Origin of the sequence: Pseudomonas sp. NFACC16-2, assembly GCF_900119205.1 — a bacterium.
Lineage (GTDB): Bacteria > Pseudomonadota > Gammaproteobacteria > Pseudomonadales > Pseudomonadaceae > Aquipseudomonas > Aquipseudomonas fluorescens_Q.
Genome location: NZ_FPIX01000002.1, coordinates 163,904 through 177,132, shown reverse-complemented (window position 1 = coordinate 177,132; position 13,229 = coordinate 163,904). Strand labels below are relative to the sequence as shown.

The following is a 13,229-nucleotide window of genomic DNA, read 5'->3' as shown; positions in this document are numbered from 1 at the left end:
CTTTATGAACTTTTATATCGACTTATCGAGAGTAGCATTGCCCTCGTACCCACTTTATCGCCCTCCCAAGGAGCAACGACCATGAAACGCCAATTACTGATGAGCCTGTCCCTTTCACTGCTGGCCTCCACGGCTTTCGCCCTGCCAGCCTCCGAACAAGCCACGCCACAGGTCAAGGACAGCCATTCTGTCTACAGCCAGACAGTCGCTGAAGGCGGAAATGAACGCCTGAAGGAAAAAGGCCTGGCAGCAGATGGTACCGAGCGCACCCCACAAGGCCAAACCCTCGCAGCTGACGGCACCGAGCGCACGCCTCAAGGCCAGACCCTCGCAGCCGACGGTACCGAGCGCACCCCACAAGGCCAGACCCTGGCAGCTGACGGCACCGAGCGCACGCCACAAGGCCAGACCCTCGCAGCCGACGGTACCGAGCGCACCCCACAAGGCCAGACCCTGGCAGCTGACGGTACCGAGCGCACTCCACAAGGCCAGACCCTCGCAGCCGACGGCACCGAGCGCACCCCACAAGGCCAGACCCTGGCAGCTGACGGCACCGAGCGCACCCCACAAGGCCAGACCCTCGCAGCTGACGGTACCGAGCGCACTCCACAAGGCCAGACCCTGGCAGCTGACGGTGGTGACCGTGTGATCGAACGCAACAGTGCAGTGAGCTGAGCCCATGGTGGCCCAGAAAAAAGCCCGATTCCTCCAATCGGGCTTTTGACTTTTCAAACCCTTCGCTTTCCCCGCCTGATCCCTCTCTACCGTTCGACGTCGACAAAGCCGATTTGCTAGAGTGCGTCGCTCCCGTGAATCAGAAGCCAGCCTTGCGATGCTGCCCCGCGCCGAACAGAAACAACAGACCCGAATTGCCCTGATGGACGCAGCCCGCCATTTGATGGAGTGCGGCCGGGGGTTCGGCAGCCTGAGCCTGCGGGAAGTCGCCCGGACAGCCGGCATCGTCCCCACCGGGTTCTACCGGCACTTCGACGACATGGACCAACTGGGCCTGGCACTGGTCAGCGAAGTCGGCCAGACCTTCCGCGAAACCATCCGCCTGGTACGCCACAACGAATTCGTCATGGGCGGCATTATCGACGCGTCAGTGCGAATCTTTCTCGATGTGGTGCAGGCCAACCGATCGCAGTTCCTGTTCCTGGCCCGCGAGCAATACGGCGGTTCCCTGCCGGTGCGCCAGGCCATCGCCCAACTGCGCGAAGACATCAGCTCGGACCTGGCAGCCGACCTGGCCTTGATGCCCAAATTGCAGCACCTGGACCTGGCCGCCCTGGGCGTGATGGCCGACCTCATCGTCAAGAGCGTATTCGCCACCCTGCCGGACATCATCGACCCACCCGCCCAAGCCCTCCCCGAACATCTCACGCCCCAGGCGAAGATTACCCAGCAACTGCGGTTCATTTTCATTGGCCTCAAGCATTGGCAAGGGTTGGGCAGTACCGAATAACCCCGATGTACCCACTGTGGGAGCTTGCTCGCGACAGCGGAGTCTCAGCCCCCCGATTGCTCACCCGACACACCGCCTCCCGAAGAACCGCCTGGGAGATGTGGCCATCTCTGTAGGAACTGCCGACCGCTGTGACCTTTCGGGGCTTTTCCCTGCCAAACCCTCGGACACTTCCTTCAACACGCCGGGTTGTTCATGAACTAGGCAGCCATTTCGAGCGCCGCTAACCTTTGTTCGTCATCGCAAAAAACGGTGATACGGACGTGCAAGTCCGATCTAGGAACGCATTCGTTATGGCTATTCGACGAGCATTTTTCTATGCTCGCCGACTGTTATGGCGGCTGCGCGTGGGAGACCTTCGGGTCTGCCGGGTTCCTGGACCGGTCTTGCACACCTACGTACAGCTGCCACCCATTTTTCGACGTGCAATCGGAGGGTGTCGGCTCCACTTCCAGGAATTTTCACTATGTTCAAAGCAACTCCGAATCCCCCGCAAAGCGGCCACAAATCCCGCGTCGAAGCGCAGGAAGAAAAAAAGCTCGAAGACGCCGCCACCCGCGCCCTCGACTACTACCTCAAGCCCAAGCCCGCCTCACCGCCCGAACCTGACAAAAACCAACTCTTCATCGTGTCCCCCCACATCGACACCGAAACCCTGCTCGCCAACGCCTCCGAAGACCTGCTCTCCATCAGCACCATCGCCGCCGACCTGGCTGACGATGTGGACGATTCACGCCGCTGCGTCGCCCTGGCGATCAACCGCATGGCCGATGGGGCAGTTGTTGGTTGAGCGGGCGTTGGATCATCTGGAAACCAAGGAGATGGCGGCGCCTGGTGCCAAGGGGTAGCGCTTTGTTTTGATGCAAGCTGAGCCGACGCCTTCGCGAGCAAGCCTGTTCCCACAATTTTTTTGTGTCAGCCGCAAAATGGTGCGCGCCATCTCGTCGCGCACCAACATGGCACGCAATCCGCCCCATCCTGAAACGCCATCCCAGCTATTTCCTACATCTCATTCGGTTGGCAAGCCCCTTGCTCTAAACACAGCACTGTTCATTGCTGGAAGCACTCCGATGCTGGTGATTCATCGCAGAATCGACACTCAACCGCGCTGGGACGCCGAGCTGCACCTGACCTTTGACGCCCGTAGCAAAAGCCGCCTGCGCTGTTTCAGTGCCGAGGGTGAAGACGTGGGGTTGTTCCTGGAACGGGGCCAACCGCCGCTGTACGACGGCGAATGCCTGCAAGCTGAAGACGGGCGCATCGTGCGCGTTTGCGCCCGCGCCGAACAACTGCTGCATGTCACCTGCGCCAACGCCTTCGAACTGACCCGCGCCGCCTACCATCTGGGCAATCGCCATGTCGCCCTGCAAGTGGGCGATGGCTGGTTGCGCCTGCTGGACGACTACGTGCTCAAGGCGATGCTCGAACAACTGGGCGCCCGCGCCGAATCCATCGAAGCCCCGTTCCAGCCGGAACACGGCGCCTATGGCGGCGGTCACCACCACTCCCGGCACGGCGACGAAGATTTCAACTACGCGCCGCGCCTGCATCAGTTCGGCGTGCGCACATGAACCCGGCCTGGGCGCTGCTGCGTCTGGCCAGCCCGCAACTGCCGATTGGTGGCTACAGCTATTCCCAGGGGCTGGAGATGGCGGTGGACAACGGCCAGGTGAAAAACCCTGACGACGCCCGTCGCTGGATCAGCGATCAATTGCTGCTGAACCTGGCACGCTTCGAAGCGCCCTTGTTGCTGGCGCACTGCACCGCAGCCGCCGCTGACGATTGGGACGCGCTGCTGCAACGTTGCGAAGAACACCGCGCCAGCCGGGAAACCCGTGAGCTGTATCAGGAGAGCCGGCAGATGGGCTACTCATTGCAGCAATTGCTCGCGGGCCTGCCGGAACTCGACCGCGCCGCGCGAGACTTTCTCGAACAGCGCAGCGAACCGCATCTGGCGCTGGGCTGGGCCGTGGCCGCCCGCGCCTGGCAGATAGCCCCCCAGGACGCCCTCGCCGCCTGGCTGTGGAGCTGGCTGGAAAACCAACTGGCGGTGCTGATGAAAACCCTGCCCCTGGGGCAGCAAGCGGCTCAGCGCCTGACCAGCGAGCTGCTACCGCTGCTGCAACAGGCCCAGCGCGACGCCTCGAACATCGACCCCGATCATTACGGCAGCGCCGCATTTGGCCTGTCCCTGGCGTGCATGGCCCATGAGCGCCAGTACAGCCGTCTGTTCCGTTCCTAGGAGACACTCATGAATACACAACCTCTGCGCGTCGGTATCGGCGGCCCGGTAGGTTCCGGCAAGACCGCCCTGACCCTGGCCCTGTGCCTGGCCCTACGTGAACGCTACAACCTGGCGGTGGTTACCAACGACATCTACACCCGCGAAGACGCCGACTTCCTGGTGCGCAACGAGGCCCTGGCGCCGGAGCGGATCATCGGCGTGGAAACCGGCGGTTGCCCGCACACGGCGATTCGCGAAGACGCGTCGATCAACCTGGAGGCGGTGGACCAGTTGAACCGGCGCTTCCCGGGCCTGGACCTGATCCTGGTGGAGTCAGGCGGCGACAACCTGTCGGCGACCTTCAGCCCGGAATTGTCGGACCTGACCATCTATGTGATCGACGTCTCGGCCGGTGACAAGCTGCCGCGCAAGGGCGGGCCGGGCATCTGCAAATCAGACCTGCTGGTGATCAATAAAATCGACCTGGCACCGCTGGTGGGTGCGTCCCTGGAAATGATGGACAGCGACACCCGGCGGATGCGCAACGGCAAGCCCTTCGTGTTCAGCAATCAGAAGACCGGCCAGGGCCTGGACGACATCATCGCCTTCATCGAGCGCCAGGGTCTGCTGACCGCCGCCTGATCTTTCCGACTGACCACAAGGAAGCTTATCCATGACCTTCAAACGCATCCTCGGTGCCCTTGCCCTGCTGCTGACCCCAGCCTTGGCCTTCGCCCATCCCGGCCATGGCGACAATGGCCTGATCGCCGGCCTCGGCCACCCCATCGGTGGGCTCGACCATTTGCTGGCGATGCTAGCGGTCGGCTTGTGGGCCGCGCAACAACAAGGCGCCGCGCGCTGGGCGCTGCCCTGCACCTTCGTCGGTACAATGCTGCTCGGCGGCCTGCTGGGCTTTGAAGGCCTGGATCTGCCAGCGCTGGAAAGCGGGATCGCCGCCTCGGTACTCGCCCTGGGCCTGGCGGTGGCACTGGCGGTGCGTCCGCCATTGAGCCTGGCAGTCGGTGCGACGGCACTGTTTGCGCTGTTCCATGGCGTGGCCCATGGCTTGGAACTGCCAGACATGTCGAGCCCGTGGGCCTATGCGGTGGGCTTCGTCGCAGCGACGGCGGCGTTGCATGGCGCCGGGTTTGCCCTGGTGCGGGTGTTGCCGCGAGCGGCGGCGCCGTTGGTTCGATTGGCCGGGGCAGCTTCGGCGGCGACTGGGGTTTGGTTGCTGGCGGGCTGATTCTTTAGCGCCTGCCAGGCCGTCATCGCCAGCAAACTCACTCCCACAGCTTGATCGGGCCTCCACACTTTGATCGGTGTACACCGGCCCCTGTGGGAGCGAGCTTGCTCGCGATGACGGACTTACAAGCACCATCTCTCTGGAGTCGGTCACTCTGCTACCATGTCGCGCAATCGCCCCCAGCCGTGACGACGTCCGCCAATGCCTCATGCTTCCCGCCCCGCTCCCCAGCTTGAATTGACCGCCCTGTTCGCAACGGTGCGTCAGCATTTTCACGACGTGATCGTGCCGATGTGGCAAGGCCCGGGCTGGAATGCCGAACTGGCGTTGCCTTATGAATCCCTTGATGCCGAGCATGTGCCGCTGCCACCCCAGCGCTACCGCGCCATGGCCTGTGCGCGGCAGTTGTATGTGTTCGCCAACCTGATCGGCGAAGTGCCCCAGGCCGAGGAGCGGGCCAGTGCACTGTTCCGCTCGCTGCAGCGTCATTTCCACGATGCCGAGCATGGCGGCTGGTTCTACAGCATCGACCCGCAAGGCGCGCCGCTGGACACCGGCAAAGACCTCTACACCCACGCCTTTATCCTGTTCGCCTGCGCCCATTACTGGGGCAAGGTCCGCGAACCGCTGGTGGAGTCGGTGCTCAACGCGAGCCTGGAGGTCATTGCCCAGCGCTTTGCCAGCGCAGACGGCCTCTACGAAGCCAGCCTAAAGCGCGACTGGTCAACGATCGGATCCGGCCCGTTGCAAAACCCCTTGATGCATCTGGCCGAAGCGTTCCTCGCGACCTTGTCGGTTCGCGAAGACGCCAACGTCCGCCAGGCGCTGCTGAGCCTTTGCGACGGGATGTCCAAGCATTTCATCGAGCCGCAGCAACGCGTGATGATGGAGAAGCCGCTCAAGGCTGTGGATAACTGGTTCGAGCCGGGGCACCAGTTCGAATGGTATTACTTGCTGGCCTCATCGCCCTTGTTGCGCAACGGCAAGTTGCACACAGCCTTGGAGCACAGCTTCGGCCATACCGAACAACGCGGCGTCGCCCCGGACTCGGGCGCTGTGTGTGCAACGCTGGCCCTGGGATCCCAGGCAGCCCCACGCGATGCCACCCAACGCATCTGGGCTCAGGCCGAGTACCTGCGGGCACTGACATTACGCCCTGGCAACCAGGGAGTGTTACTGCGTCAATTGCAGACCTTGCAGCAGCATTTCCTCCATGCCAGGGGCTGGAACGAATGCCTGGACGCCGATGGCATGGTCAGCCGTCGGGACATGCCGTCCACCACGCCGTATCACCTGCTGACCTGCTATCGCGGACTGGCCGATTACTTGGTGTAACGCCTCTGTGGCGAGGGGATTTATCCCCGCTGGGCTGCGCAGCAGCCCTAAAAAGATAAATCATGGGCTCAGGTCTTAGGGGAGCTACGCTCCCAACGGGGATAAATCCCCTCACCACAGGCTCTCCCGCTACGCCTTGTTGCGCTCAATGGCAAACCCGGCCCAGGTCTGGCTCACCGGCATCAGCTCCAGGCTGTTGATGTTGATATGCGCTGGCGCATTGAGCACCCAGAAAATCGTATCGGCGATGTCCTGTGGCTGGATCGGCTCCGCGCCGGCGTAGGTCGCGTTGTAGCGTTCCTGGTCGCCACCGAAGCGCACCAGGGAGAACTCGCTCTCGCACAGGCCCGGCTCAATATTGCTCACCCGCACACCCGTGCCTTGCAGGTCGCAACGCAGGTTCAGGGAGAACTGTTTGACGAATGCCTTGCTCGCGCCATACACGTGGCTGCCCGGGTACGGGTAGTTGCCGGCGATGGAACCCAGGTTGACGATGCCGGCCCCACGACCGTGGGCGATCAGGCGCGGCAACAGCAGGCGAGTACTGTAGATCAGCCCTTTCACATTGGTGTCGACCATGGTGTCCCAGTCATCAAGGTCGCATTTGGGTGCAGGGTCAACGCCCAGGGCCAGTCCGGCGTTGTTGATCAGCCCGCGCAATTTGGCGAAGGATGGCGGCAGGTTGGCGATGGCCTCTTCCATGGCCTTGCGATCACGCACATCCAATACCAGGCCATGGACTTCAGTCTGCTTCGACAGCTCGGCACAGAGGGCATTGAGGCGTTCTTCACGACGACCGGTCAGCACCAGTTTCCAACCGGCCTCGGCAAAACGACGGGCACAGGCTTCACCAAAACCGGACGTCGCGCCGGTAATAAACAGGGTGTCAGACATCGTGTTCTCCTTGTTTGAACTTCAACAGCCATTGAATGGAAATCGGCCCACAGCATGCCCGCCCTGGCACGGTAGGGGCAAGGCTTGCACACGGCTTTTGCCCAACGACTGCTCATAAAACAACCAATCAACGCCAGGCCTTGTCGAACAAGGGCCGCAGCCGGTTGCCCGCACCTTATCCACAGGCACGTCCACAGTAATCGGGGGCAAGTGCAAAACCCGCAAGCCGCTGCGCATAAGGCTTTGCGGGGTATTTGGAAAATTTTTTCGCTTGACCCTGTAAGTGAGGTTGTGCAGCGCAAGTTATCTGCTATAAGCCAATGCGAGATGGGCGGTGGCTCCAAGCCAGTAACGACGCAGCTCAGCGCCGTCTTTCCAGAGTTTAACCACAGACTTATCCACAGGCTTGCCCAGCGACTTTCGAGCCCATTGCAGCGGCCACAAAAGTGTTGACAACAGCCATTCCCGCTTGACTAAAAACACCTGATCAAAAAACGACCACAGCCCTGAAAGCCACGTATTCAAAGGCTTTCAGCCAGCTACTCCCACGTTACCCACAGCCAGTTCCACAGCAAACGGGGACAAGTCAAAACCGTGGCAAAACAACTATTTGCGGCGACTTTATGTCACGCTTTCGCAAGGGTTAAGGATTGTTGTCCACAATTGTGAAAAACATACAAAGCCTCCTGTGGGAGCTTGCTCGCGATAGGTTTGGTTCAATCAACATCGATGTCGGCTGACCTGCCGCTATCGCGAGCAAGCTCGCTCCAACAAGGGCGGGTGGTGGTTTGGAGAGATGAAAAAACCGGCGATCACTCGCCGGTTTTTTCATTGCAACAACCGCCTCAATGACCGCCCAGGTACGCGTTACGCACCTCTTCGTTGGCGAGCAATTCCTTGCCGGTGCCGGTCAGGCGAATTTCACCGTTGACCATCACATAGGCCCGGTCCGACAGCTTGAGGGCGTGGTTGGCGTTCTGCTCCACCAGGAAGATGGTCATCCCCGTGGATGCCAGCTCACGCAGGGTGGCGAAGATCTGCTTCACCACAATGGGTGCCAGCCCCAGGCTCGGCTCATCGAGCAGCAACAACTTTGGCCGGCTCATCAATGCCCGGGCGATGGCGAGCATTTGCTGCTCGCCGCCAGACATGGTCATGGCCCGCTGGTTGCGCCGCTCCTTGAGTCGCGGGAACAGCTCGAACATGCGTTGCATGTCTTCGCTGGCGTATTTGTCACCGATAGGAATGGTACCCATCAGCAGGTTTTCCTCGACGGTCATGTCGGGGAACACCCGCCGCCCTTCCGGCGACTGCGCGATGCCGTTGGACGCGATGTAGTGGGACGACTTGTGGGTGATGTCCACGCCTTGGTAAATAATCTGCCCACCGGCGGCACGCGGCTGGCCGAAGATCGACATCAAAAGCGTGGACTTGCCGGCCCCGTTGGAGCCGATCAGGCTCACGGTCTCTCCTTCGCCGATGTGCATCGAGACTTTCTTCAGGGCCTGGATCGGCCCGTAGAACACGTCCAATTCCTTGAGTTCGAGGATAGGTCCACTCATACCAGTTCCTCTTCGTCGGCACCCAGGTAAGCCGCGATCACCTTCGGATCGTTGCGAATCGCCTCGGGACCGCCCTCGGCGATCACGTTGCCGTGGTCCAGCACCACGATGTGATCGGAAATGCTCATTACCATGCCCATGTCGTGTTCGATCAGCACCACGGTCAGATCGTGCTCGTCGCGCAGCACCCGGATCATCCCGCTCAGCGCTTCGGTTTCCTGGGGGTTGAGACCGGCAGCCGGTTCGTCGAGGCAAATGATCTGCGGACGCGTGCACATGGCCCGGGCGATCTCAAGGCGGCGTTGCTGACCGTAGGAAAGCTCACCCGCCAGGCGGTTGGCGCAATCCACCAGGTCCACCACTTCAAGCCAATAGAACGCGTGGTCCAAGGCATCGCTTTCGGCCTTGCGGTAGCTCTTGGTGTTGAGGATCCCCGACAGCAGGTTACGGTTGACCCACATGTGCTGAGCCACCAGCAGGTTTTCCAGCACCGACATTTCCTTGAACAGGCGTATGTTCTGGAACGTCCGCGCCAGGCCGGCGCGGTTCACCAGGTGCGTGCCGCCGAACATCTTGTAGAACAGCCGGCTGGCGAAGGCTTTCGGCGACACGAAATCAGTCGGGCGAAACGGCTCGCCCAACAGCTTGATCACGTTGGTCCGCTCACCGCGCACATTGAGTTCGATCTTGCCGCCGGAGGCCTTGTAGAAACCGGTCAGGCAGTTGAACACCGTGGTCTTGCCCGCGCCGTTGGGGCCGATCAGGGCGAAGATCGAGTTGCGCTTGACCTGCAGGCTGACATCGCTGAGGGCCTTGATGCCACCGAACTGCATCATCAGGTTTTCAACGCTGAGTACGACGTCGCTCATGGCGCTACTCCTTTACGCGGTGCCACACCGGTACGGCTGATCCGAATCAGCCCACGAGGACGCCAGATCATCATCAACACCATCAGCACGCCGAACATCAGCACCCGGTATTCAGTAAAGCTGCGCAGCAATTCCGGTGTAATGGTCAGTACGAATGCGGCGATCACCACGCCCACCGTCGAGCCCATGCCGCCCAACACCACGATTGCCAGAATCAGCGCCGACTCGAAGAAAGTGAACGACGCCGGGTTGACGAAGCCCTGGTAGCTGGCGAAGAACACACCGGCCAGGCCAGCCGTGGAGGCGCCAATGGTGAAGGCCGAGAGCTTGACCAGCACATGGTTCAGGCCCATGGAGCGACAGGCGATTTCATCCTCGCGCAAGGCTTCCCAGGCACGCCCGACTGGCATGCGGGTCAGGCGATGCTTGATATAGAGCACCAGCAGCACAACGATGAACAGCACGATGTAGATGAACAGGAATTTCAGGTTCGGGTTGTAATCGATACCGAAGAACTCATGGAACGGCACCCCGCCATCTTTCGCCCGCCTGCCGAATTCCAGGCCCAGGAAAGTCGGTGAAGGAACCGGCATGCCATTTGGCCCACCGGTGAACGACAGCCAGTTGTTGAGTATCAGGCGAATGATCTCGCCAAAGCCCAGGGTCACGATGGCCAGGTAGTCACCGTGCATTCGCAACACCGGGAAACCCAATATGCACCCCGCCATCGCCGCCGCGATGGCCGCCAGCGGCAGCACCGTCCAGAAACCCAGCCCCAGGTATTGGTAGCCCAACGCCAGGCCATAGGCACCGATGGCGTAGAACGCCACGTAACCCAGGTCGAGCAGACCCGCCAGGCCGACCACGATGTTCAGGCCCAGGCCCAACAGCACATAGATCAGCCCGAGGATGACCACCGTGAGCACGTATTTGTTGGCGAAGAACGGAAATACGATGGCAATCACGATCAACGCCGGGATGATCCAGCGCAGGCGCGACTTGTAGTCCGGTGGCAGCACATGCACACCGGAGCCGGTGCTCTCGAAACCCTGGAGAATCTTCAGTCCCTTGGGGGTTTGCAGGAACAGGCTCAAGGCAAATCGCCCGATCATCACGATCGCCACCAGCCAGCCGACGCGGGCCGGTTGCAGGTTGAAGCTGTAGCCGTCGAGCACCACGCCGACGATCGGCCCGAACACGATCAGCGAGATCAGGCCGGCCAGGATCGCGTCGATGACGCTCTGTTTGATATCAAGCGGTTTATTGGCAGCAGACATACTTATACCTTCGCCACGAGTGGGCGACCCAACAGGCCTTGGGGACGGAAAATCAGAATCAGCACCAGCAGCGAGAAACTGAACACGTCTTTGTAGTCAGAGTTGATCAGACCGGAGAACAGCGACTCGGAGATCCCGAGGATGATCCCGCCGAGCATGGCCCCAGGCAGGGAGCCAATGCCGCCGAGTACCGCCGCGGTGAACGCCTTGATGCCGATGATGAAGCCGGCATAGAAGTCGAATGTGCCGTAGTTCATGGTGATCAGCACGCCGGCCAGGGCCGCCATGGCCGCACCGATGATGAACACGTAGGAAATCACCCGGTCGGTGTTGATCCCCAGGATCGAGGCCATCTTGCGGTCTTGCTGGGTGGCGCGACACATGCGTCCCAGCTTGGTGTACTTGATGATGTAGGTGAGCACGGCCATCCCGGCGAACGCCGCCACCAGGATGAAGATCTTGGTATAGGTCAATTGCACGAAACCACTGCCGATCTCGACGCGCATGGCGCCTTCGAGCAGCGTGGGTACGCCTTGTTGACGGGCGCCCTGGCTGATCTGCGCGTAGTTCTGCAGGATCAGCGAGATGCCGATGGCACTGATCAGCGGTGCCAGCCGGGTCGAGTTGCGCAAAGGCTTGTAGGCGACGCGTTCGATGACCCAGCCGTATACCCCGGTGACTACCACCGTGAATACGAGAGTGCCAAGGATCATCAGCGGGAAGGATTCGATACCGAAGTAAGCCAGCAGAGCCAGACTGATTGCCGCGAGGTAGGCGGAAATCATGTAAACCTCGCCGTGGGCGAAGTTGATCATGCCGATGATGCCGTAGACCATTGTGTAGCCGATGGCGATCAGACCATAGACCGACCCTAGGGTCAGGCCATTGATCAGTTGCTGCAGGAAAATACCATCCATAACGCAATCTCACGCAGTGAGAACCTGCACACCTTCGGGTGCGCGGTTCTTCTAAGGAAAATACAGATTAACGTCGGAGCAATGTCAGGCACGACCTGCACGCGCCCTTTGGAAACCGGGGTTTGCCCGGCCCCCAAAGGAGGCGTTGACGGTCGCGTCAGCCCTTACTTCTGTTTTTCCAGCTGGTGGTATTTGCCTTCCTTGTCCCACTGATAGACCACGTAGTCGGAGACTTTCAAGTCGCCCTTGGTATCCCATTCCTTCTTGCCCATCACGGTCTGGACGGGGTTGGCCTTGAGCCACTTGGCCGCGTCCTCGCCTTTGTTGGACTTGGCGCCATTGAAGGCGGCGGCCAGGGCCTGGACCGAAGCGTAGGCGTACAGGGTGTAGCCTTCCGGCTCGGTGCCGTTCTTGCGGAACTCGTCAACCACGGCCTTGCTGTCTGGCAGCAGGCGCGGGTCGGCGCCGAAGGTCATGTACACGCCGTCGACATACTGCGCACCACCGGCGGTGGTGACCAGTTCGTCGGTGACGATGCCGTCGTCAGACATGAATTTCACGTCCTTGAGGCCTTGCTCACGCAACTGGCGAACCAGCGGGCCGGCTTCCGGGTGCAGGCCACCGAAATAGACCACGTCGGCGCCCGTCGAACGGATCTTGGTCACCACGGCGCTGAAGTCTTTTTCGCCGCGGGTCAGCCCCTCGTACAGCACCGGCTTGACGCCACGCTTGGTCAACTGGGCCATGGTTGCATCCGCCAGGCCCTGGCCGTAGGTGTCCTTGTCGTGCAGTACCGCGACTTTCTTGCCCTTGAGCACGTCGACGATGTAGTCGCCCGCCACGATGCCCTGCTGGTCGTCACGACCGCACATGCGGAACATCGCGCTCAGGCCACGCTCGGTGACTTTCGGGTTGGTCGATCCGGGGGTGATGGCAATGATGCCAGCTTCGTCATAGACCTCGGAGGCCGGGATGGTATTGGACGAGCAGAAGTGCCCGACCACGCCGATCACCTTGTCCTGCTCCACCAGGCGGTTGGCCACGGCCACGGCCTGCTTGGGTTCGCAGGCGTCGTCGCCGGCCACCAGGACAATTTTCTCGCCGTTGACGCCACCGGCCTTGTTGATGACGTCGGCTGCCGCCTGGGCACCTTTCATGTACTGCTCGCCAAATGCAGCGTTGGCGCCGGTCATCGGCCCCGCCACACCAAATTTCACATCAGCTTGAGCAAACGCAGAAACACCCAGCGCAGCTGCCACTGCGAGGGCCAGGAAACCTTTCTTGTAAAACGTCTGGGACATGAGGTGGTGCTCCAAGGTTTTTTTTAGTTGGCACTGCGACTTCATTTCACTGAAAAGCTCAGAGCAAGGGCCGTGCCATCGGTTTTTTATTCTGAAAAAAGTCGCTGCTTTATTGTTATTTCGACTGTTTCGAGCCCTT

Annotated in this window: 14 protein-coding genes and 1 pseudogene; 8 read left to right on the top strand and 7 right to left on the bottom strand. The window is 60.9% G+C overall.

What is annotated here, in order from left to right; all coding sequences use genetic code 11:
* Positions 1-81: 81 nt before the first annotated feature.
* The 8 genes and pseudogenes from BT116_RS03890 (at position 82) to BT116_RS03855 (ending at position 6,270) form a co-directional block, all read left to right on the top strand.
* Entirely contained in the window at positions 82-675 is a 594-nt protein-coding gene (locus BT116_RS03890) for a hypothetical protein (RefSeq protein WP_072340191.1), read from the top strand.
* 157 nt (positions 676-832) lie between these two features.
* Entirely contained in the window at positions 833-1,465 is a 633-nt protein-coding gene (locus BT116_RS03885) for a TetR family transcriptional regulator (RefSeq protein ID WP_014336338.1), read from the top strand.
* Positions 1,466-1,931: 466 nt separating this feature from the next.
* Positions 1,932-2,313: pseudogene (locus BT116_RS03880) on the top strand (DUF6124 family protein).
* Between the two features lie 222 nt (positions 2,314-2,535).
* Entirely contained in the window at positions 2,536-3,036 is a 501-nt protein-coding gene (gene ureE / locus BT116_RS03875) for an urease accessory protein UreE (RefSeq protein WP_063323158.1), read from the top strand.
* On the top strand, positions 3,033-3,707 hold the full coding sequence (locus BT116_RS03870) for an urease accessory protein UreF (RefSeq protein ID WP_072340189.1): 675 nt from the start codon (positions 3,033-3,035) through the stop codon (positions 3,705-3,707). The genes ureE and BT116_RS03870 overlap by 4 nt, the downstream gene beginning before the upstream one ends.
* Positions 3,708-3,716: 9 nt before the next feature.
* On the top strand, positions 3,717-4,331 hold the full coding sequence (ureG, locus tag BT116_RS03865) for an urease accessory protein UreG (protein WP_003197309.1): 615 nt from the start codon (positions 3,717-3,719) through the stop codon (positions 4,329-4,331).
* A gap of 31 nt (positions 4,332-4,362) precedes the next feature.
* The gene (locus BT116_RS03860; protein ID WP_072340187.1) at positions 4,363-4,935 is read left to right on the top strand and encodes a HupE/UreJ family protein; all 573 of its coding nucleotides are present in this window, start codon (positions 4,363-4,365) and stop codon (positions 4,933-4,935) included.
* A gap of 201 nt (positions 4,936-5,136) precedes the next feature.
* Positions 5,137-6,270: an AGE family epimerase/isomerase gene (locus BT116_RS03855; RefSeq protein WP_072340185.1), complete on the top strand. Its 1,134-nt coding sequence runs from the start codon at positions 5,137-5,139 to the stop codon at positions 6,268-6,270.
* A gap of 129 nt (positions 6,271-6,399) precedes the next feature.
* On the opposite strand, the gene BT116_RS03850 is transcribed toward BT116_RS03855, so the two are convergent.
* The 7 genes from BT116_RS03850 to BT116_RS03820 all read right to left on the bottom strand — a co-directional run bounded on the left by BT116_RS03850 (position 6,400) and on the right by BT116_RS03820 (position 13,090).
* Positions 6,400-7,164 carry an SDR family oxidoreductase gene (locus tag BT116_RS03850; RefSeq protein WP_072340183.1) on the bottom strand — a complete coding sequence of 255 codons (765 nt, stop codon included), beginning with the start codon at positions 7,162-7,164 and terminating at the stop codon, positions 6,400-6,402.
* Positions 7,165-7,467: 303 nt separating this feature from the next.
* A complete protein-coding gene (locus BT116_RS03845) occupies positions 7,468-7,689 on the bottom strand; it encodes a hypothetical protein (protein WP_256572555.1) in 222 nt (73 codons plus the stop codon).
* Between the two features lie 320 nt (positions 7,690-8,009).
* The gene (locus BT116_RS03840; RefSeq protein WP_053117959.1) at positions 8,010-8,726 is read right to left on the bottom strand and encodes an ABC transporter ATP-binding protein; all 717 of its coding nucleotides are present in this window, start codon (positions 8,724-8,726) and stop codon (positions 8,010-8,012) included.
* Complete coding sequence (locus BT116_RS03835; protein ID WP_072340181.1) at positions 8,723-9,595, bottom strand: ABC transporter ATP-binding protein; 873 nt, start codon at positions 9,593-9,595, stop codon at positions 8,723-8,725. Before BT116_RS03835 ends, BT116_RS03840 begins: the two co-directional genes overlap by 4 nt.
* Positions 9,592-10,872, bottom strand: coding sequence for a high-affinity branched-chain amino acid ABC transporter permease LivM (gene livM, locus BT116_RS03830; protein WP_072340179.1), 1,281 nt, complete (start codon positions 10,870-10,872; stop codon positions 9,592-9,594). The genes BT116_RS03835 and livM overlap by 4 nt, the downstream gene beginning before the upstream one ends.
* A gap of 2 nt (positions 10,873-10,874) precedes the next feature.
* Positions 10,875-11,789 (bottom strand): ABC transporter permease subunit, encoded by a 915-nt coding sequence (locus BT116_RS03825; protein WP_072340177.1) that lies wholly within the window; start codon positions 11,787-11,789, stop codon positions 10,875-10,877.
* Positions 11,790-11,953: 164 nt separating this feature from the next.
* A complete protein-coding gene (locus BT116_RS03820; RefSeq protein WP_072340175.1) occupies positions 11,954-13,090 on the bottom strand; it encodes a branched-chain amino acid ABC transporter substrate-binding protein in 1,137 nt (378 codons plus the stop codon).
* Between the last annotated feature and the right edge of the window lie 139 nt (positions 13,091-13,229).